The sequence below is a fragment of the Raineyella sp. genome (assembly GCF_034933565.1).
Taxonomy (GTDB): domain Bacteria; phylum Actinomycetota; class Actinomycetes; order Propionibacteriales; family Propionibacteriaceae; genus Raineyella.
In genome coordinates, this window is the sequence record NZ_JAYFNG010000026.1 from 67237 (window position 1) to 87264 (window position 20028).

General features: G+C 68.1%; 16 protein-coding genes. 7 read left to right on the forward strand and 9 right to left on the reverse strand.

From position 1 onward, the window contains the following. Positions 1-38: 38 nt before the first annotated feature. From nadC to nadA, 3 genes are read right to left on the reverse strand one after another with little or no spacing between them, the layout of a single operon-like run. On the reverse strand, positions 39-947 hold the full coding sequence (gene nadC, locus VB059_RS08470; protein ID WP_323421578.1) for a carboxylating nicotinate-nucleotide diphosphorylase: 909 nt from the start codon (positions 945-947) through the stop codon (positions 39-41). Then, positions 944-2770, reverse strand: coding sequence for an L-aspartate oxidase (nadB, locus tag VB059_RS08475; protein WP_323421579.1), 1827 nt, complete (start codon positions 2768-2770; stop codon positions 944-946). Before nadB ends, nadC begins: the two co-directional genes overlap by 4 nt. Then, positions 2770-3780, reverse strand: coding sequence for a quinolinate synthase NadA (nadA, locus tag VB059_RS08480; RefSeq protein WP_416339528.1), 1011 nt, complete (start codon positions 3778-3780; stop codon positions 2770-2772). The genes nadB and nadA overlap by 1 nt, the downstream gene beginning before the upstream one ends. A gap of 59 nt (positions 3781-3839) precedes the next feature. Here nadA and VB059_RS08485 point away from each other — a divergent pair, with 59 nt between their 5' ends. Both VB059_RS08485 and ppk2 read left to right on the forward strand, forming a co-directional pair. Further along, positions 3840-4601, forward strand: a complete 762-nt coding sequence (locus tag VB059_RS08485; protein ID WP_416339529.1) for an NUDIX hydrolase — start codon at positions 3840-3842, stop codon at positions 4599-4601. 412 nt (positions 4602-5013) lie between these two features. Further along, entirely contained in the window at positions 5014-5997 is a 984-nt protein-coding gene (gene ppk2, locus VB059_RS08490) for a polyphosphate kinase 2 (protein ID WP_323421581.1), read from the forward strand. Between the two features lie 123 nt (positions 5998-6120). Here the strand turns inward: ppk2 and VB059_RS08495 are convergent, their stop codons facing one another. Beyond that, positions 6121-7224, reverse strand: a complete 1104-nt coding sequence (locus tag VB059_RS08495) for a sn-glycerol-3-phosphate ABC transporter ATP-binding protein UgpC (protein ID WP_323421582.1) — start codon at positions 7222-7224, stop codon at positions 6121-6123. Between the two features lie 136 nt (positions 7225-7360). After that, positions 7361-9484 carry a beta-galactosidase gene (locus VB059_RS08500; protein WP_323421583.1) on the reverse strand — a complete coding sequence of 708 codons (2124 nt, stop codon included), beginning with the start codon at positions 9482-9484 and terminating at the stop codon, positions 7361-7363. A gap of 295 nt (positions 9485-9779) precedes the next feature. Between VB059_RS08500 and VB059_RS08505 the strand changes: the two genes are divergently transcribed. From VB059_RS08505 to VB059_RS08515, 3 genes are all read left to right on the forward strand, one after another. Next, positions 9780-10715: a sugar ABC transporter permease gene (locus VB059_RS08505; RefSeq protein ID WP_323421584.1), complete on the forward strand. Its 936-nt coding sequence runs from the start codon at positions 9780-9782 to the stop codon at positions 10713-10715. A 77-nt stretch (positions 10716-10792) separates the two neighbouring features. Then, the gene (locus VB059_RS08510; protein ID WP_323421585.1) at positions 10793-11662 is read left to right on the forward strand and encodes a carbohydrate ABC transporter permease; all 870 of its coding nucleotides are present in this window, start codon (positions 10793-10795) and stop codon (positions 11660-11662) included. 91 nt (positions 11663-11753) lie between these two features. Further along, positions 11754-13148, forward strand: coding sequence for an ABC transporter substrate-binding protein (locus VB059_RS08515; protein ID WP_323421586.1), 1395 nt, complete (start codon positions 11754-11756; stop codon positions 13146-13148). A 180-nt stretch (positions 13149-13328) separates the two neighbouring features. Here the strand turns inward: VB059_RS08515 and VB059_RS08520 are convergent, their stop codons facing one another. Together VB059_RS08520 and glnA are read right to left on the reverse strand one after the other, a co-directional pair. Then, a complete protein-coding gene (locus VB059_RS08520) occupies positions 13329-14417 on the reverse strand; it encodes a LacI family DNA-binding transcriptional regulator (RefSeq protein WP_323421587.1) in 1089 nt (362 codons plus the stop codon). A gap of 167 nt (positions 14418-14584) precedes the next feature. Beyond that, positions 14585-16006, reverse strand: a complete 1422-nt coding sequence (gene glnA / locus VB059_RS08525; RefSeq protein ID WP_323421588.1) for a type I glutamate--ammonia ligase — start codon at positions 16004-16006, stop codon at positions 14585-14587. Between the two features lie 158 nt (positions 16007-16164). Between glnA and VB059_RS08530 the strand changes: the two genes are divergently transcribed. Further along, a complete protein-coding gene (locus tag VB059_RS08530) occupies positions 16165-16605 on the forward strand; it encodes an RDD family protein (protein ID WP_323421589.1) in 441 nt (146 codons plus the stop codon). 90 nt (positions 16606-16695) lie between these two features. Here the strand turns inward: VB059_RS08530 and VB059_RS08535 are convergent, their stop codons facing one another. After that, complete coding sequence (locus VB059_RS08535) at positions 16696-17118, reverse strand: CBS domain-containing protein (RefSeq protein WP_323421590.1); 423 nt, start codon at positions 17116-17118, stop codon at positions 16696-16698. A gap of 226 nt (positions 17119-17344) precedes the next feature. Here VB059_RS08535 and VB059_RS08540 point away from each other — a divergent pair, with 226 nt between their 5' ends. Beyond that, positions 17345-17911: an HdeD family acid-resistance protein gene (locus tag VB059_RS08540; RefSeq protein WP_323421591.1), complete on the forward strand. Its 567-nt coding sequence runs from the start codon at positions 17345-17347 to the stop codon at positions 17909-17911. Positions 17912-18127: 216 nt separating this feature from the next. Here VB059_RS08540 and VB059_RS08545 read toward each other — a convergent pair whose 3' ends face one another. Beyond that, entirely contained in the window at positions 18128-19996 is a 1869-nt protein-coding gene (locus VB059_RS08545; protein ID WP_323421592.1) for an ABC-F family ATP-binding cassette domain-containing protein, read from the reverse strand. Positions 19997-20028: the final 32 nt, after the last annotated feature.

The window sequence follows — 20028 nt, forward strand, 5'->3', positions numbered from 1 at the left end:
CAGGTCGATCCGAGGTGGGTCGGTCGGCCCGAGACGGGTCAGTGGACCCGCAGGTCGAAGCCGAGGTCGAGCACCGTCGCGGAGTGGCTCAGTGCCCCCACTGAGATGTAGTCGACACCGGTGGCGCCGTACGCGGCGGCGTCGGCCAGGGTCAGCCCGCCGCTCGCCTCGGTGCGGACCCCGGCCGGGCGCGCGAGCCCGACGGCGGCCCGCACCGTGGCCGGATCCATGTTGTCGAGCAGCAGCAGGTCGGCACCGGCCTCGATCGCCTCGGCCACCTGGGCCAGGGTGTCGCACTCCACCTCGACCGATATCCCCGGGGCATGACGGCGCACCGCGGCGTACGCGGCGGCCACCGAGCCGGCGGCGGCGATGTGGTTGTCCTTGATCAGTGCGGCGTCCCCCAGGCCCATCCGGTGGTTCACCCCGCCGCCGCAGCGCACCGCGTACTTCTGCAGGACGCGCAGCCCGGGCACCGTCTTGCGGGTGTCGCGGACCCTGGTCGAGGTGGCGGCCAGGGCGTCGGCCCAGGCGGCGGTCGCGGTGGCGACCCCGGAGAGCTGGCAGAGCAGGTTCAGCATGCTGCGCTCACCGGTCAGCAGGGTGCGCAGCGGCCCGGTGGCGGTGACCACCAGGTCGCCCGGCGCGACCCGGTCACCGTCGGCGCGTACGGTGCGGACCTCGACCTGGGTGCCCTCCCGGGCGGCCTCGGCGTGCAGCACCGCCGCAGCCACCGGGACGCCGGCCAGGCAGCCGGGCCGGCGGGCCAGCACATCGGCGGTGCCGGTCGCGGCCGCGGGCAGCGTCGCCTCGGAGGTGACGTCCGGCCCCCAGGAGAGGTCCTCGGCGAGCGTACGGTCCGCGATCTCGGCCACCAGCCGCGGATCGAGACCTGCGCCCGTCAGTGCGACGGTGACCTCCTGCGGCCAGGGGAACGGTTCGGTCATGCCAGGGCCTCCTGCAGGTGGATGGTCCGGGCCGGATGCCCGGAGGTTGTGCCGCTGCCCAGCGGCTGGACGGTGACGGCGGGGCTGCCGTCGGGGCCGAGGGCCAGGCACAGGTGGTGTTGCCAGTCCTCGGCAGGCTGCGGATGATCGGCGCGCCGGTGACAGCCGCGCGACTCGGTCCGCAGCATCGCCGCGGTGGCGACCAGCGTGGCAACGGTGTGCAGGTTCGTCATGTCGACGATGTCGTCGTCGAGCCGGACGTCGCTCGGTGCGGCAGGCCGCGCGTCGGCGTGGGTGCCCTCACTCGCGTCGGCGCCCGCACCACTTGCACCGGTGCTCGGGCCTGTGCCGGTGCCTACGTCGGTGCCGAGGGACGGCAGGTCAGCCAGCGCGGCCAGCGCACCGGCCAGGGCGGCGCCGGTGCGGGAGACCTCCACGCCGCGGTCCATGATGGCGCGCAGCCGGTCGCGGTGGGCGGGGTCGAGCAGCGTGGCGGTGCCGGGATGGGCCGACCGGCGCTCCGGGCCGGTGGTCCGCGGGGCGGGGGCGGTCAGGGTGCCGGTGCGCCAGGCGGCCGCCAGCAGCGCACCGACCCGGTCGCCGGCGACGAGCCCCTCGGTCAGCGAGTTCGACGCCAGCCGATTGGCCCCCTGGACCCCGGTCGCGGCGACCTCGCCGACCGCGTACAGGCCGGGCACGCTGGTCCGCCCGTCCAGGTCGGCGGCGATGCCACCGCACAGGTAGTGGGCGCCCGGGCGCACCGGGATCGGCTCGGTGACCGGGTCGACGCCGCGATCGCGGCACAGCTGCAGGATCGACGGGAACCGTTGCACCCAGGTGCGCTCGCCGAAGTCCCGGGCGTCGAGGAAGAGGTGCTCCTCCCCGGTGCGGGTCATGTGGGCCTGCATGGCGGCCGACACAACGTCGCGCGGCGCCAGGTCCGCCAGCGGGTGCAGCCCGGCCATCACCCGGCGTCCCGCGTGGTCCACGATCACCGCGCCCTCGCCGCGGACGGCCTCGGAGACCAGCACACCGCGGTCGCCGGGGACCCGGTGGGCGGGGTCGATCCACAGCACGGTCGGGTGGAACTGGGTGAACTCCATGTCGCGGACCACCGCGCCGGCCCGGTAGGCCATCGCGATGCCGTCGCCGGTCGCCACCGGTGGGTTGGTCGTCAACGGCCAGACCTGCCCGATGCCGCCGCTGGCCAGGACGACCGCGGCGGCCAGCCAGTCGCCGATCGTGCCGTCGTCCTGCCGCACCCGGACGCCGCGGGTCCGGCCCGCGGGGTCGGTGAGGATGTCGAGCGCCCGCAGGTGCTCCAGCACCTCCACCGACGAGCCGGGCGACCCGGCCGCCCGGCCCAGCGCGACAGCCAGCGCCCGCTCCACCTCGTGGCCACTGGCGTCGCCGCCGGCGTGCAGGATCCGGCGGGCGTGGTGACCGCCCTCCAGGTGCAGGTCGTACGCCCCCGAGTCGTCCCGGTCGAACCGGGCACCGAGCCCGACCAGCCGGCGGATCGCGGCGGGGGCGCCGTCGACGAGTTCGCGGACCGCGTGGGTCTCGCACAGGCCGGCCCCGGCGACGAGCGTGTCGTGCACGTGGGACTCGGCGGTGTCGGTGGTGTCCCAGACCGCGGCGAGCCCGCCCTGGGCCCAGTCGGTCGAGCCGTCGGTGAGCCCGGCCCGGGTGAGCAGCACGGCGGGGACGCCGGCGGCGGCAAGATGCACCGCGGCGGACAGCCCGGCGGCCCCCGACCCGACGATGAGGACCCCGGTCGAGCGCTGCCAGGCGGCCCGGGCCGTCGGGATGCGTACGGTCATCACTCACCCCGCCCGGAGCGGCCGATGGCGATCATCCGCTCGACCGCCGTGCGGGCCTTCGCCGCGATGTCGGGATCCACCTCGACCTCGTCGGTGCCGTCGCGCAGGCAGGTGAGGAGCTTGTCGGGGGTGATCATCTGCATGAACGGGCAGGCAGCCTTCGGGTTGACCGGCTCGAAGGTGGTGTGCGGGTTGGCGGCGCGCAGCTGGTGCAGCATGCCGATCTCGGTGGCGACGAGCACCTTGTCGGCGGTGGCGGTGCGGGCCAGGTCGAGCATGCCGCCGGTGGACAGCACGTGGGTCCGCTCGGCCGGCAGCTCGCCGCTCTCGGCGAGCCACAGGGCGCTGGTGGTGCAGCCGCACTCCGGGTGGACGTAGAGCTCGGCGTCCGGGTTGGCGTGCACCTTGTCGACCAGCGCGGTCGGGGAGATGTCGGCGTGGACGTGGCACTCGCCGAGCCAGACGTGGATGTTGTCCCGGCCGGTCATCCGCCGGACGTGGGCGCCGAGGAACTGGTCGGGGCCGAACAGCACCGGGGTGTCGGCGGGGATCGACGAGACCACCTCGACGGCGTTGGACGAGGTGCAGCAGATGTCGGTCTCCGCCTTCACCGCCGCGGTGGTGTTGACGTACGACACGACCACCGTGCCGGGGTGCTCGGCCTTCCACGACCGCAGCTGGTCGGCGGTGATGGTGTCGGCCAGCGAGCAGCCGGCCGCGGCGTCCGGGATCAGCACCCGCTTGGCGGGGGAGAGGATCTTGGCCGTCTCGGCCATGAAGTGCACCCCGCAGAACACGATGGTGCTCGCGTCGGACTCCGCGGCGATCCGGGACAGCGCCAGGGAGTCCCCGACGTGGTCGGCGACATCCTGGATCGGGGCCACCTGGTAGTTGTGCGCCAGGATCACGGCGTCCTGCTCGTCGGCGAGTCGGCGCACCTCCTGGCGCCAGGCATCCCACTGCGGGGGCGCCCAGGTGTGCCAGTCGGTACCGGGGTCGGTGATGGTCAAGGGGGTCGCTCCTTCGATCAGGTTTTCGACTATAAGGCGAAAACTGGGGGAACTGTAGCATGCGACACGTGGATGCTGACAAGGGGGGCGGGAGCGGTCCGCTGCGCGACGACGCCGGGGTGGCGAAGTACCGGCACGAGGCGATCGCCGCCGTGCTCCAGGTCCGGCCGGTGTCGGGGACGGAGGCGATGGCGCTCTCGGTCCTGGCCACCCGGCGGCGACGGGCGCCGTACGCCCGGCACTGGGCCCTGCCCAGCGGGCCGGTGGAGGTCGACGAGTCGATCGGGCAGAGCGCCCGGCGCCACCTGGCCGCCAAGGTCGATCTGGCCGAGGTGGCCCACCTCGAGCAGCTGGAGACCCTGAGCGACCCGGCCCGCGACCCGTACGACCGGACGATCGCCACCGCCTACCTCGGCCTGGTGCCCTGGACCAGTGACCCCGCCCTGCCGGCGAACGGCGGCTGGCTGCCGGTCGACGAGCTGCCGGCGATGGCCTTCGACCACGCCGCGGTGGTCTCGCACGCGGTGGCCCGGACCCGGGCGAAGCTCTCGTACACCAACATCGGCTTCGCCCTGGCCTCCGAGGAGTTCACCATGGCGCAGCTGCGCGATGCGTACGCCGCCGCCCTGGGCCACGAGGTGAGCGCCACCAACCTGCAGCGGATCCTGGTCCGGCGCGGACAGTTGGTCGCCACCGGGTCGCTGTCCGCGCCGGGCAGCGCCGGGGGACGGCCCGCGAAGTTGTTCCGCTTCACCAGCCGTGGGCTGGCCGTCACCGATCCGTTCGCGACGCTGCGGCCGACCGGGGTCGTGCACGGCTGAGTCGCCCGGGGTCGTACGCGGCTGGGCTGTCCGGGGCCGTACGCGGCTGGGCTGTCCGGGTGACGACCGCCACCCGCGGTGGAAGGATGGGTCCATGGCGGACGACGAGGTGGCCGACGATCCGATGCAGACAGAACCCGTGACCCGGGGACCCGCGGGCGGGACAACGCCGCGAGCCGGGGGCCTCGACGATGCCGACGCTCTGGACGGGGCCGACACTCTCGACGGGGCAACGGCGCCGGACGGGACCGCAGCGCCGGTCAGGACCGTTCCGGCCACCCGGGCGCTGACCGGACGATCGGGCTTCGGTGGGGCCCGTGCGCTGCGGGGCGCTCCCACCAGCGCCTTCGTGAAGGCGATCCGCAGCGGCAGGACCGACGTAGACCATGTCACGAGCGGGAGCAGGAGAGTGATGGGCACCAACGTGGACCAGACGAAGCCCGGCAACGGGAAGACCACGAACGGCAAGTCGGGCAAGTCCGGCAACGGCAAGTCGGGCAATGGCAAGTCGGGCAATGGCAACGGCAAGTCGGGAAACGGGAAGTCGGGCAACGGCAAGCCCAAGGTGATGGACCGCAAGGTCTACGAGGCCGAACTGCTGCGGCTGCAGGCCGAACTCGTCGAGATGCAGGAGTGGGTCAAGACCACCGGGCAGCGGATGGTGGTGATCTTCGAGGGCCGCGACGCCGCCGGCAAGGGCGGGGCGATCAAGCGGGTCAGTGAGTACCTCAACCCCCGGCTCACCGAGATCGTCGCGCTGCCGGCGCCGACCGAGCGGCAGCGGACCCAGTGGTACTTCCAGCGCTACATCCAGCACCTGCCCGCGGCCGGCGAGATCAAGCTGTTCGACCGCTCCTGGTACAACCGCGGTGGCGTCGAGCGGGTGATGGGCTACTGCACACCCGACGAGTACATCCGGTTCCTGCGGCAGTGCCCGATCTTCGAACGGATGCTGGTCGAGGACGGGATCATCCTGCGCAAGTACTGGTTCTCGGTGTCGGCCCAGGAGCAGTACCGCCGATTCGAGTCCCGGCTGACCGACCCGATGCGCCGCTGGAAGCTGTCGCCCACCGACATCGAATCGCTGACGAAGTGGGAGGACTACTCGCGCGCCAAGGACGAGATGTTCGTCCACACCGACCTGCCCGAGGCCCGCTGGCACGTCGTCGAGGCCGAGGACAAGCGGGCCGCCCGGATCAACATGATCGCCCACCTGCTCGCCTCGGTGCCGTACGAGCACGTCGAGCATCCGCCGGTGATGTTGCCCGACCGTCCCGCCTCGACCGGCTACCAGCGGACCGATCGTGAGCTCCAGCACGAGGTGCCCGACTACGCGGCCAGCCTGACCGACGAGAACATCCCCTCGCCATACGAGGATCCGGAGGACTTCCGGTAGTCAGGGCTTCCGGTCGCGCGGCCCCCGGGGCTGCCCTGCGCCGAACGGTCCGGGGCCGTCGACGCAGGGCAACCAGGACACAGCGCCCCGTCAGCCGGTTCCGGAGGCCTCCCGGCGATCGTGTCAGGAGATGCGTTCGGTGGTCCGGTCGGAGAACACGTGCACGGCAGCGGGATCGACCAGGATCCGCACCTGTGCGCCGGTCCGCGGCAGGCGACGGGCGGCCATCCTGACGACCACCCGGGGGAGGTCGAGGTCCGACGAGCCTGCGGCTGCATCGGCCGCGACCTTGCCGTAGAGGTAGGAGTCGGCCCCCAACTCCTCGACGGTCTCGGTGTCCAGCAGGACGCCGGCGCCGGTGTCGGACAACCTGGCGGCTTCCGGGCGGAAGCCGATGGTGAGAGAGGACTCGCCGGCGGCCCTCGCGAGTACGTCGCGGGGGATGTCGATCAGGTGGTCGCCGACCATCAGGCCACCTTCGACCACACGCCCCTGGATGAGGTTCATGGCGGGGGAGCCGATGAATCCTGCGACGAAGATGTTGGCCGGCCGGTCGTAGAGCGCCAGTGGGGAGTCGACCTGTTGCAGGATGCCGCCCTTCATCACGGCGACCCGGTCGCCCATCGTCATGGCCTCGACCTGGTCGTGGGTCACGTAGACGGTGGTGACGCCGAGGCGCTGCTGGAGGGCGGCGATCTGGGCGCGGGTGGTGACGCGCAGCTTGGCGTCGAGGTTCGACAGCGGTTCGTCCATGAGGAAGACCTTGGGGTGGCGGACGATGGCCCGTCCCATCGCCACGCGCTGGCGCTGGCCGCCGGACAATGCCTTGGGCTTGCGGTTCAGGTACTCCTCCAGACCGAGCAGCTTGGCAGCTTCCGTGACACGGACAGTCCGCTCCTCCTTGGGGACCTTCTGCATCTTGAGTGCGAATCCCATGTTCTCGGCGACCGTCATGTGCGGATAGAGGGCGTAGTTCTGGAAGACCATGGCGATGTCGCGATCCGCCGGTGGGACATCGGTGACGTCACGGTCACCGATGAAGATCTGGCCGGCATTGACTTCCTCGAGTCCGGCGAGCATCCGCAGAGAGGTCGACTTGCCGCAGCCCGACGGGCCGACCAGGACGACGAATTCTCCGTCACCGATCTCGAGGCTGAGGCCGTCGACGGCGGGGCTGGTCGCCCCCGGGTAGATCCGGGTGACGTCACGGTAGGTGACTGTGGTCATGTGCTGATGTCCTTCCGATGGGCAGGTACGTGCCCGACGATCCGAAAATGGAATGATCGAAGTGAATGATCCGGGTCCTCGAGCGGACCCCTGACAGTGGGCCTCCGCGGTGGCAACAGTGCGGAGGGGGGAGTGTTCAGTTCCCGGCGAGGCTCGGCACACCGTCGCTGATCTCGGTGCGCTCCTGTTTCATCGCATCCCCCGACGCCTGCCGCAGCACGACGCCGGTGCGGGGGCCGACCTCGACGGCTCCGGTGATCCCGGCTCCGGTCAGGACGTCCGTGCCGATGACACCGCTGACCACCTTCGGCTCGTCGGAATGGTTGAGCAGGAACAGGTGCCGTCCGCGCCGCACGGCCTCGACCCCGGCGGGCGGGATCAGGGCCTCCGGGGCCAGTCCTCCTCGACGCTCCAGCTCTGCGATCAGGTCGTCGCGGCCGTCCTCATCCAGTTCGGCGGCGAGGTACCAGGCCTCGCCGGTCCCGACCCGGCGGCGGGTGATCGCCGGGAGTCCGTCCACATCGACACCCCGGAAGCTCGCGAGGACCTCCGCCGAGTCCACCGCGATGCGCTCGGCCCACCGGTCACTGCGCAACGGGCGCCCCTCCGCGGGCCGACGATCGAGCCACCGTACGGTGCAGTCCGTTCGCGCGGTCACTGCTCCGCAGATCCGTGCCGAAGCCCCGACGGGTTCCCCCCCGACCGGGCCCTCGCCGCGTGGGATCAGGTCGAGCACCCGTACGCCGAGCAGCTTCGCCAGCGGTCCCAGGTAGCCACCCAGATACGCGCGACCGTCGTCGCGCAGGTAGCCGGAGCCGTGCGTGACGAGGACCGTCGAGCCGTTCCGGACCGCCTCGGTGAGGGGCGCGGCGGCCCGATCAGCACCGAGGAACAGCGAGGGGACCACCACCAGGTCGTACCCGGTCAGATCGGCGTCCACCTGGACGAAGTCAACGGTGTAGCCACGCTCGAACAGCGTCGCATGCCACCCGGCCACGGTCTCGAACGCGTCCCACTGCACCGGTCCGATCGCCGACTCGAGCGCCCAGGCGTTCTCCCAGTCCCAGACGATCGCGGTGCGCGCGTGGACCTCGGAACCACTGACGTCACCCAGTTGCGCAAGCAGCCGTCCGGTCCCCACGACGTCCGTCCACACGGTGGACTCCCGGCCGGCATGCGGAACCATCCCGGAGTGGAACATCTCCGCCCCCCCGGCGGATTGCCGCCACTGGAACTGGCAGACGGCGTCCGCGCCGTGAGCCACCAGATCCAGGCTCCACAGCGCGAACTGCCCGGGGCGCTTCGGCGCGTTGCGGGCCCGCCACTGCACGGCTCCGGGTGCCTGCTCCATCTGGATGAACGGTCGACCGTCCCCCAATGAACGCGCCAGATCGGCCTCCAGCGTGAGATGGCGTGCTGCGCGCGGGTCGGACGGGTCCGGATAGCTGTCGTTGCTGACGACATCCACCAGCTTCGCCCACTTCCAGTAGTCCAGCCCGGGGAGCAGGCCGAGGAAGTTGGTGGTGATCGGGACGGCCGGGGTGATCTCCCGGAGGATCCGGACCTCGTTCTCGAAGCATGCGAGCACCGCGTCGGAGGAGAAACGTCGCCAGTCCAGGCGATGGGCCGGATTGGCGAAGCTCGGGGTGGGGCCGGGCGGCATGACCTCGCGCCAGGCGCTGTAGTGCTGGGACCAGAACGAGGTGCTCCAGACACGGTTCAGCTCCTCGAGGGTGCCGTAGCGGAGCTCCAGCCATGTCCGGAACGCCGCCGCGGACTCCTCGTCGAAGCTCTCCGTCACGTGACAGCCGTACTCGTTCCCCACGTGCCACATCGACAGCGCCGGATGTGATCCGTAGCGCTCGGCCATTGCTGTGACCAACCGAGCACAGGCAGCGCGGAAGGTGGCACTGCTCGGGTTGTACTGCTGACGTGAGCCCCAGCGGAGGGGCGTGCCGTCGGCCGTCACCGGAAGCGTGTCGAGATGGTTCCTGCCCAGCCACGGCGGGGGTGAGGCGGTGGCGGTGGCGAGGTCGACGGCGATGCCGGCGGCGGCGAGTCTGTCCATCACCTCATCGAGCCACCCGAAGTCGAAGGTCCCCTCCTCGGGCTCCAGCCGGGCCCAGGAGAAGACCGCGGGGGTCACGATCGTGACCCCGGCCTCCTTCATCATCGCGATGTCGTCCTCGACGACAGCTGATGGCCATTGGTCGGGGTTGTAGTCCGCCCCGAAGTGAATCCCCTTGAACAGCCCGTACACCGCCGGCAACCTCCTTGTTGAGCCGTAGTGGAACGCGCGGCCTACTGCCGCGTAACACCACCTTGGTCATGAGTATCACGTCCTTAATGTTTGCGCAACCATCCAGAATGGTCCCGTTGGGGTGTTGTCACGGGGCCTGGGGAGGGTCGTCCGAACCGCGTGACTGAGGGGGATCGTACGGATCCGGTCGAGGTGGGGCCAGGGGTGGCGTCACCGGCTTGGATGTGTCAGGATGGTTGCGTAAACACTCCGTGGCCCGTCCGGGCCGGCTTCAACGAGGAAGTAGACGGTTGAGATGGCAACAATCGTGAGCAGTGGTGTCGCGGCCGGCGACACGGGTCCTTGTCCGAACAGACCCCGTAGAAGAGACTGGCGGGGGTGGATCTTCGTGGCTCCCTTTGTCGTCATCTTCCTCTTCGTGTTCGTCGCCCCCTTGATCTATGCGGCCGTTTCAAGCCTTTTCGCCTATCGGGCCTTCCAGGGCGAGACGGTTTTCGTCGGGATCGGCAACTATCTGAAGCTCTTTCAGGACGGGCTGTTCTGGGCCGGACTGTGGCGGGTTGTTCTTGTCCTCGCGGTCCAGGTCCCGATCATGCTGCTCATTGCGATGTTCGTCGCGATCGCGATTGACTCCGGACGCCTGCACGGAACGAACTTCTTCCGGCTGGCAATATTTCTTCCGTACCTCATTCCGACGGTTGTCGCCGCGTTGATATGGGGATTCATGTACGGCACCAACTACGGACTGGCCAGTCAGATCAACGTGATCTTCGGTACCCAGGTCAATCCGTTCGCGCCCCAGTGGATCCTCCTGTCGATCAGCAACGTGATCACCTGGACGTATGTGGGGTACAACATGCTGATCTTCTACTCGTCGTTGCGTACGATCAATACCAGCCTCTATGAGGCCGCACTGATCGACGGGGCGAGTGAATGGCAGATCGTCCGGTACATCAAGATCCCGCACCTGCGCGGATCCATCGCCATCACGTTGATCTTCTCGATCATCGGGACCTTCCAGTTGTTCAACGAGCCGAGCATCATGCAGAAGATGGCTCCCGCGGTGATCACGAACTCGTTCACACCGAACATGTACGCATACAACCTTTCATTCGGCTCCGGACAACAGGAATATGCGGCAGCGCTGGCCATTGTGATGGGTGTCATCACGGTCATCGTGGCTTACATCGTCCAGCTTCGAGGCCTCAATGCGAACGAAGGAAAGGCGTGAGTCGGATGAGTATCTCAGCCAGGTCGTCCATCAGGCCGAATAGCGCTCGCCGCGTCGTCGGAGTGCCGCGTACGAGCGTGAGGAAGCGCCCGACCCCCTCCCCGAATCAGCGCAAGAGCTGGTTGATCACCTGTGTCACCGGGTTCTTCCTCGTGTACGCGCTGTTTCCCCTGGTCTGGCTCCTCATCAACTCCATGAAGAACAGACAGGATTTTGTCTCGACCTTCGGGTTTGCTTTCGGTGAGAAATTCTCGCTGTGGCAGAACGTCGTCGACGTTTTCACCTACAACAACGGTATGTTCGGGCGATGGCTCCTCAACACGTTGTTGTACGTGGTGGTCGGCGGAGGTGGTGCGGTCTTCCTCGCGGTGTTCGCCGGTTACGGGCTCGCGAAGTACCGGTTCCCCGGGCGTGGTGCGGTCTTCATGATTGTGATGGGGGCGATCGCGGTTCCGATGACGGCGCTGGCGGTGCCGACGTTCCTCATGTTCGCCAGGATCGGCATTACGAACACCCCTTTCGCGGTGATCATTCCCTCTCTGGTTGCTCCGTTCGGTCTCTACCTCATGTACATTTTCAGTGCGGAGTCAGTTCCCACCGAAATCCTCGAGGCGGCGCGGATGGATGGCGCAAGTGAGCTGCGGACCTTCTTCCAGGTGAGCCTGCCGCTCCTGACGCCCGGCATCGTCACGGTGTCACTCTTCACGGCGACGACGACGTGGAACAACTACTTCCTGCCGTTGATCATGTTGAAGGACCCGAAGTGGTACCCGCTCACCATCGGATTGAACCAGTGGAATCAGCAGGCATTTATTCCTGGGGCGGAACCCGTCCAGAACCTGGTGGTGATGGGGTCGCTGCTGACCATCATCCCCTTGATCGTCACCTTCCTGTTCTTGCAGAGGTACTGGCAGGCCGGTCTCTCTGCGGGAAGTGTCAAGGAGTAGCGGCTCAAGTAGCGGATCCGCCAGAAATATTCGTCAGCAAAGAATCAAACTGCACAACAAAGATGTTGATGCAAAATGAGAAAGGTAAATCATGCGATTCAGCACCATGAAGCGTGCCCTCGCGGGAACGGTGGCGGCTGGGGTGACCCTCGCTCTGGCAGCTTGCTCGGGGGGAGGATCGCCGAACTCGACCACAGCCGCGCCCTCATTCGACGCCAACAAGCAGTACAACGTGTCCGTGTGGGCGTGGGAGCCCACGATCCAGCAGGACTCGAACGTCGTCAAGGCGTTCGAGAAGCAGTACCCGAACATCAAGGTCGCCGTCACGAACAGTGGGGGGCCTTCCGATGAGTACACGTCGCTGTCGAATGCGCTCCAGGCGGGGACCGGTCTTCCTGATGTCGGGCAGATCGAGTACTACGCGCTTCCGCAGTACGCCATCGGTAGCAACCTTGCCGACCTGACACGGTTCGGTGCCGGCGATCTTCAGGGCAAGTACACGACCGGCACGTGGAACTCCGTCAACCAGACCACGGCCAAGGGAGTCAAGGGCGTCTACGCTCTGCCGGTCGACTCGGGCCCGATGGCCCTCTTCTACAACGAGGCGACGTTCAAGAAGGCGGGTATCTCTGCGCCGCCGACGACGTGGGACGAGTTCTACCAGGACGCGGTCAAGATCCATGCGCTCGGTTCGAACTACTACATCACGACCGATTCGGGAAGTGACGCAGGCTTCCTCACCTCGCTCATGTGGCAGATGTCTCCCGGAGCCTTCAAGACCGATGGTCAGAACGTCAGTGTCAACTTCAGTGACCCGGGATTCGCCAAGTTCGTGGAGACCTGGCAGAAGCTCATCGACAACCATCTGATCTCGACCTCGGTCGCCAGCTGGTCGGATGAGTGGTTCAGGGGTCTCGGCGACGGCTCGATCGCCTCGCTGCCCATCGGGGCCTGGATGCCGGCGAACCTGCTTGCTCACGCGCCGGCCGCCAAGGGGAATTTCCGAGTGGCGCCGATGCCGTCCCTGGACGGAAAGCCGGTCAATTCTGAGAACGGAGGCAGCTCGCTGGCCATCATGTCCAAGAGCTCCCCGGACACCCAGGTTGCCGCGTACAAGTTCCTCGACTTCGTCAGCAATGGAGAGGGCGCCAAGCTCCGTGTCCAGGCCGGCAACTTCCCCTCGCTGCAGGCAACGCTGGATGACCCGTCGTTCCAGTCCTCGACCGGCGACTACTCCGCGCCGGACCTGCTCGGGTACTTCGGTGGCCAGCAGTACAACCAGGTGTTGGCCCAGTCGGCCAAGGCCGTGAACTCGGGTTGGAGCTACCTGCCCTTCCAGGTCTCGGCGAACTCCAAGTTCGCCGACACGGTGGGCAAGGCCTACAACGGCTCGGGTACCCCGCTGTCCAAGGGGCTCTCGGACTGGGCGGACGCGATCGTCGCGCTCGGCAACGGGCAGGGCTACAAGGTGACGAAGGTCGGCTGACCTCGGTCGGACCGGCAGGTCCGCCGTGGATGACTGAAACACTGAAGAGGGATCCGCACCATCCGGGTGCGGATCCCTCTTCGATTCCGTGTGTTCTTCGATTCTGTACGAGTCGATTCTGTGTGATGGGCGGGTCTCCTGCGCGACGGGAGAGTTGCTCGAACCCGGCCGCAGATCACCCTAAATTTTCGGCACTGTGGTGGACTGTCGCACGATGAGCTGGGTCGAGACGACTTCCTGTCGGGGTACCAGGTCGCCGTTGGCCACCGCGCTGAGCACCATGCTCGCTGCCACGTCTCCGACGATCGAGAAGTCCTGATCAATGGTGGTCAATGGTGGCCACAGGTACTCTGAATCGGCGATGTTGTCGAACCCCACGATCGAAACGTCGCCGGGGACGTCCTTCCCGTTCTCCCGGAGAGCCCGGATGAGGCCGAGGGCCATCGAATCATTGGCCGTGAACACCGCTGTGACATCATCACGGTTGGCGAGTAGTCGTCCGGCTGCGTAGCCGGACTTCGCGGTCCAGTCGCCCGGAATAATACGACGATCGTCCAGTCCGTTGGCCAGCATGACCGCTCGCCAGGCATCCTCGCGGCGGCTGGCCGCGAATTCGGTCTTCGGACCCCGGACGTGCCAGATGTTTCGGTGTCCCAGTTGGACGAGGTGCTCGGTGGCCAGGGTGGCCCCCTGTTCCTGGTCGACGTCGACAGTGGGCAGCTTCAATTCGTGGCCGGTCGAGCCGATGATGAGGACCGGGAGACCGGGGGGAAATTCTGCCTGGGCGCTGTCGATGAGCCCGGCCTCGAAGAGGAGGATGATGGCGTCCACAGCTTCGTCGGCAAGACGGTTGAAGGCACCGGAGATACTCTGCTCCGTACGATCCGGCGCGACGATGAGATTGACGGAGAACCCACGGCGCATCAATGCCGACGACAGTGAATCAACAGTCCGGATGTTCCCGTAACTGCTCAGCGTGAAGGTGATGATGCCCACCGAGTTGAATCTCCCACGCTTCAGCGCGCGGGCGGCTCCGTTGGGACGATAGCCGATGTGGCGCATGGCCTCGACCACCCGTTCGCGGGTCTTCGCCCGCACCCCCGATTCGCCATTGGCCACGCGGGAGACCGTCTGGGCCGAGACCCCGGCAACACGCGCGACATCCGCCATCGTCGGCCCGCGCTTCGCCACGTCGACTGTTGAGTCGTCGATGCGGGACGAGATCTCATCGAACACGTACACTCCGTCGTCCTTGTCGATACCGCCCATGACATTCGATTATCGTCGGCAGTTCGTGTTATCGCAAACACCTGAGGTCTGTGCATGCCACGACGGACGGCAGCGCGGGCCGCCATCGAGATGATGGCGGCCCGCGCTGGACGTCCTGCGGACCTTCCGCGGACCGGTCCTGATCCTGGGAAGGAGGTGGCCAGGGATCAGATGTCGAAGTACATATCGAATTCGTACGGGTGGGGCCGCTGACGCAGGGCGGCGATCTCGCCCTCCTTCAGCTCGATCCAGGTCTCGATCAGGTCCGCGGTGAAGACGTCGCCGGCGAGCAGGTACTCATGGTCGGCGCGCAGGGCGTCGAGGGCACCCTCCAGCGAGGCCGGGACGGTGGCGATGTCGGCGTGCTCCTCGGGCGGCAGCTCGTACAGGTCCTTGTCGATCGGCTCCGGCGGCTCGATCCGGTTCTGGATGCCGTCGAGACCGGCCAGCAGCATGGCCGAGAAGGCCAGGTACGGGTTGGACGACGGGTCGGGGCAGCGGAACTCGACGCGCTTGGCCTTCGGGTTCGGGCCGGTGATCGGGATGCGGATGCAGGCCGAGCGGTTGCGCTGCGAGTAGACCAGGTTGACCGGAGCCTCGAAGCCCGGCACCAGGCGGTGGTACGAGTTCGCGCTCGGGTTGGTGAAGGCGAGCAGCGACGGGGCGTGGGTCAGCAGACCACCGATGTACCAGCGGGCCATGTCGGACAGGCCGCCGTAGCCGTTCTCGTCGAAGAACAGCGGCTGGCCGTCCTTCCACAGCGAGGAGTGCACATGCATGCCCGAGCCGTTGTCCTCGAAGACCGGCTTCGGCATGAAGGTGGCGGTCTTGCCGGCCTCCCACGCGGTGTTCTTGATGATGTACTTGAACTTCATCACGTCGTCGCCGGCGGCCTGCAGCGTGTTGAAGCGGTAGTTGATCTCCTGCTGGCCGGCGTTGCCGACCTCGTGGTGCGCACGCTCGAGGATCAGGCCGGCGTTCTCGAGGTTGCGGACCATGTCCTGACGCATGTCGGCGAAGTGGTCCACCGGCGCGACGGGGAAGTAGCCGCCCTTGGTCTTCACGTGGTAGCCGCGGTTGCCGCCCTCGCTGGCGGTGCCGGTGTTCCAGGCGGCCTCTTCGGAGTCGATGTGGTAATAGCTCTCGTGCGCGTTGGTGTCGTAACGCACGTCGTCGAAGATGTAGAACTCCGCCTCGGGGGCGAAGAAGGCGGTGTCGGCGATGCCGGTCGACACCAGGTACGCCTCGGCCTTGCGCGCGATGTTGCGCGGGTCGCGGCTGTACGGCTCCTTGGTGATCGGGTCATGGACGTAGAAGTCCACGACCAGCGTCTTCGCCTTGCGGAACGGGTCGAGGTAGGCCGTGGTCGGGTCCGGGAGCAGGGACATGTCCGACTCGTGGATCTTCTGGAAGCCCGTGATCGAGGAGCCGTCGAACGCCAGACCTTCCTCGTACGCGTCCTTGTCGAACGACTTGGCGGGCACCGCGAAGTGCTGCATCACGCCGGGGACGTCGCAGAACCGGACGTCGAGTACCTCGACGTCCTGCTCCTCGATAAAGGCCAACAGGTCGTCAGCTCCCTGGAACATAGCGCCTCCGAAAATGGTAGGTAGTGGTGAACTGCGTGCTCAGCCTAGGAATGACGGATTTCTCGGCCGTTGCGCGAGTATTGCGGACATGTTACGGCTGGCGTGCCGGGGCGGATCCGCGGGGGTGGGAACGCTCGGCGCCCGGGTACCCTGTCCGCGTGACGAACAGCGTGGCGGGGGAGACCCCTGACGAGGAGTATCCCGGCAGCGCCCTCGGGCTGCCCGCCGACGGGGCGGGAGCGCTGGCCACCTGGGGTCAGCGGGTCACCGCCCTGGTCGTCGACTGGGCGGTGGCGATGCTGCTCGCCGTGCTGGTCACCTGGGGTGGTGTGCTGTCCAGCACCGGCCCGGCGAAGTTCGCCACCCTCGTCATCTTCTTCCTCGAGAAGGCGCTGCTCACCGGCCTGACCGGGTCGAGCCTGGGCCAACGGCTCGTCGGGATCGGTGTGACGCGCACCGACGGCCGCCCGATCCCGTTCGGCGTGGCGATCGTCCGCACCCTGATGATCTGTGTCGTGATCCCTGCCGTCGTCATCGGGACGGACCGGCGCAGCCTCAACGACATGCTGCTGCGCACGGTGGTCGTCAAGCGCCGCTGAGCCGCCTCGGGGGTGTCAGCACCGAGACGGTGTCAGCACCGAGACGGTGTCAGGACCGAGACGCCACGCCGGTGTCCAGGACGACGGTGTTCAGGACGACTGGACGTACGCGACGAGGTGGTCCCGCTCGCTGCGGAGCTCGTCGAGATGGGCCTTCACGACGTCGCCGATGCTGACCAGCCCACTGAGCCGGCCGTTCTCGACCACCGGCACATGACGGACGCGTTGGTCGGTCATCATCGCCGCGAGCGCCTCGACGTCCTCGTCGGGCGGGCAGGTGCGGACGTCCCTGGTCATCAGATCGCTGATCGGCGTCTCGGGAGCGACGACCCCGAAGGCGTGGGAGATGTCGCGTTCCGAGACGAGGCCGGCGATGGCGCCGGTGGGGTCGGTCACGACGACGCAGCCGATACCGTGGTCGCGGAGCACGTTGACGGCATCGGCGACTGTCGCGGTCACCGCGAGGGTGAGCACGGTGTTCCCCTTGCGTCGGAGCAGGTCGCGGATTTTCATGGCTCAGATTAACTCGACACTTCTTCTGTGGTCCAGATCACATTCCTGTGAAGTTCGGGGCGACCCGCCCGGCGCTCGTCGCGGCGGTGGCCCCCCGCCCGAGTAGGCTGCGTCGAGCCTGGGAAGCACACCTCCGCAGTGTCTTCGGGGTCAATGGGGGCTTCGCGGACCGGTGCGTGTGCTGACCGGGATCGACCGGCACCACCAGCCAGGAGGTCTCAACACAATGTCCACTGAAGCCATCGACAACGAACTCGACAAGGCCAGCACCATCATCCGCACCGCGTGGGGGGTCGGCGGGCTCGTCGCCCTCGTCATCGGCGTCCTGCTCCTTGTCTGGCCCGGCAAGACCGCAGACGTCGTCGCGGCGATCATCGCCATCTACGCCATCGTCACCGGTCTGGTCTACCTCGGCCTGGGGATCTTCGCGAAGCGCTACGGGGTCTGGGTCCGGATCGGTCATCTCGTTCTCGGCGCGCTGTTCATCGTCGGCGGTGTGATCGCCCTGGCCAATCTTCGCGCCACGACGTTGGTGCTCGCCGCCGTGCTCGGCATCACCATCGGCATCCTGTGGATCATCGAGGGTGTCACCGCGCTGACCCTGCTGCGTGGCGTGCCGTCCAAGGTGTGGGTGATCATCTACGCCGTGATCACGATCATCGCCGGCGTCATCCTGTTGTTCTCCCCGATCTACGGCGCGCTGGCGCTGTGGTGGCTGCTCGGCATCTCGCTGGTCGTGATGGGAGCGATCCAGATCGTCCGCGCGCTGCGGTTCAGCGCCGAGCGCCTCTGATCGTTCACCGGCGTCTCTGATCGTCGACATCGTTGTGGGGCCCCCGAACGGGGGCCCCACCACGTGTTTCCACGACGTGTTGGTCTCTCCGGCGGATCGCCGGACGGGCGGGGGCTGCCGGTCCGGCGCAGGAGAGGCACATCGGACCGCCGTCGTACCGCGTCGGTCTGCTGCTCGTCCGGTCGGTGGTCCCTGTCGTGCACCGGCCGGCCGGCGTCACCCGTTCGTCGTCGACCCGTCGAAGAGCATCGACAGTTCCAGCCAGCGCTCCTCCAACGACTCGGCCTCGTCCTCCCATCGGCTGATGGAGGCCATCTCCGCGGCGAGCCGCTGATAGTCGGACTGGTCGAGACCGGCGAGCTTCGTCCGGGCCTCGGTGGCCCGCTGGCGCAGCCGCTCGACCCGCCGCTCGAGGGAGGAGAGTTCCTTCTCGGCCGCACGGAGCTCCCGGCCGGAGAGGACGCCCGGTGCTGTTGCCCCGGCCGTGTCACGCTCGGGGGCCCGATCCGGCGTCCGATCCGTCACCGGCCGGTCGGCCGCTGTGGTCTCCTGGTCGGCCCGCAGCTTCAGGTACTCGTCGACCCCGCCGGGAAGGTGCCGCAGCCGTCCGACCCCGTCCGGTCCCGGGAGGATGGCGTACTGCTGGTCGGTCACCCGCTCCAGGAAGTAGCGGTCGTGGCTGACGACGATCAGCGTGCCAGGCCAGGAGTCCAACAGGTCCTCCAGGGCGGCGAGCATGTCGGTGTCGAGGTCGTTGGTCGGCTCGTCGAGGATCAGTACGTTGGGCTGGTCGAGCAGGATCAGCAGCAGCTGCAGCCGGCGCTGCTGGCCGCCCGAGAGGTCCTTCACCGGGGTCGAGAGCTGCGCGCCGGAGAAGCCCAGCCGCTCCAGCAACTGGGCCGGGGTGAGCTCCTGGGCCCGGGCCCCCGACCCGAGCGTGTACGTCGTCCGGAGCCGGCCGATGACCACCCGGACCGGTTCGTCGAGGTACTCCTCGAGTTCGTCGAGGCGCTGGGTGAGGGTGGCGGTCCTCACCGTGCTGCCGCGCTTGACCCGGCCGCCGGTGGGCTGCACCGAGCCGTCGATCAGGCCGAGCAGGGTCGACTTGCCGGCGCCGTTGACGCCGAGGATGCCCGTACGTTCCCCGGGCGCCAGCCGCCACTCGACGTCACGCAGCACCTGCCGGTCGCCGTACGCCACCGAGGCGTCGAGCAGATCGACCACGTCCTTGCCGAGCCGGGAGACCGCCAGGGACTGCAGCGCGACCGTGTCGCGGATCGGCGGGACGTCGGCGATCAGGGTGTTGGCCGCCTCGATCCGGAACTTCGGCTTGGAGGTCCGGGCCGGTGCCCCGCGACGCAGCCAGGCCAGCTCCTTGCGGGCCAGGTTCTGCCGGCGGGCCTCGCTGGCCGCCGCCTGCCGGTCGCGTTCCACCCGCTGCAGGATGTAGGCGGCGTACCCGCCCTCGAAGGGCTCGACGATCCGGTCGTGCACCTCCCAGGTGGCCGTGCAGACCTCGTCGAGGAACCACCGATCGTGGGTGACGACCAGCAGGCCGCCGGCGTTCGGGGCCCAGCGGCCCTTGAGATGCGCGGCCAGCCAGGTGATCGCCTCGAGGTCGAGGTGGTTGGTCGGCTCATCGAGGGCCAACACGTCCCAGTCGCCGGCGAGCAGCTGGGCCAGCGCGACCCGTCGGCGCTGACCGCCGGACAGGGTGTCGAGGCGGGCGTCCCAGTCCAGGTCGGCCACCATCCCGGCGATGATGTCGCGGATCCGCGGGTCGCCGGCCCAGGTGTACTCCGGCGCGTCACCGACCACGGCGTGCCCGACCGTCTCCTCATCAGGCAGGGTGTCGGCCTGGTCCAGCACGCCGATCCGGACGCCGTTGCGGACGGTCACCCGGCCCCCGTCGGGCGTACGCCGCCCGGCGAGCATGGCGAGCAGGCTGGACTTGCCGTCGCCGTTGCGGCCGACGATGCCGATCCGATCGCCCTCGTTCACCCCGAGGGTGACGGCGTCGAAGACCAGCTTGGTCGGATATTCCAGGTGGAGGCCCTCGGCCCCGAGCAGATGCGCCATAGCCACTCAAGAGTAGTCAGCGGACGGCACCGGTGCCC

Excerpts from the sequence above, each read along its gene's own strand:
- nadB (WP_323421579.1), bottom strand. The coding sequence starts at position 2,770 with ATGACCGTACGCATCCCGACGGCCCGGGCCGCCTGGCAGCGCTCGACC.
- glnA (WP_323421588.1), bottom strand. The coding sequence starts at position 16,006 with ATGTTCCAGGGAGCTGACGACCTGTTGGCCTTTATCGAGGAGCAGGAC.
- VB059_RS08485 (WP_416339529.1), top strand. The coding sequence starts at position 3,840 with ATGCGACACGTGGATGCTGACAAGGGGGGCGGGAGCGGTCCGCTGCGC.
- VB059_RS08505 (WP_323421584.1), top strand. The coding sequence starts at position 9,780 with ATGGCAACAATCGTGAGCAGTGGTGTCGCGGCCGGCGACACGGGTCCT.
- VB059_RS08515 (WP_323421586.1), top strand. The coding sequence starts at position 11,754 with ATGCGATTCAGCACCATGAAGCGTGCCCTCGCGGGAACGGTGGCGGCT.
- ppk2 (WP_323421581.1), top strand. The coding sequence starts at position 5,014 with ATGGGCACCAACGTGGACCAGACGAAGCCCGGCAACGGGAAGACCACG.
- VB059_RS08535 (WP_323421590.1), bottom strand. The coding sequence starts at position 17,118 with ATGAAAATCCGCGACCTGCTCCGACGCAAGGGGAACACCGTGCTCACC.
- nadC (WP_323421578.1), bottom strand. The coding sequence starts at position 947 with ATGACCGAACCGTTCCCCTGGCCGCAGGAGGTCACCGTCGCACTGACG.
- VB059_RS08495 (WP_323421582.1), bottom strand. The coding sequence starts at position 7,224 with ATGACCACAGTCACCTACCGTGACGTCACCCGGATCTACCCGGGGGCG.
- VB059_RS08520 (WP_323421587.1), bottom strand. The coding sequence starts at position 14,417 with ATGGGCGGTATCGACAAGGACGACGGAGTGTACGTGTTCGATGAGATC.
- VB059_RS08540 (WP_323421591.1), top strand. The coding sequence starts at position 17,345 with ATGTCCACTGAAGCCATCGACAACGAACTCGACAAGGCCAGCACCATC.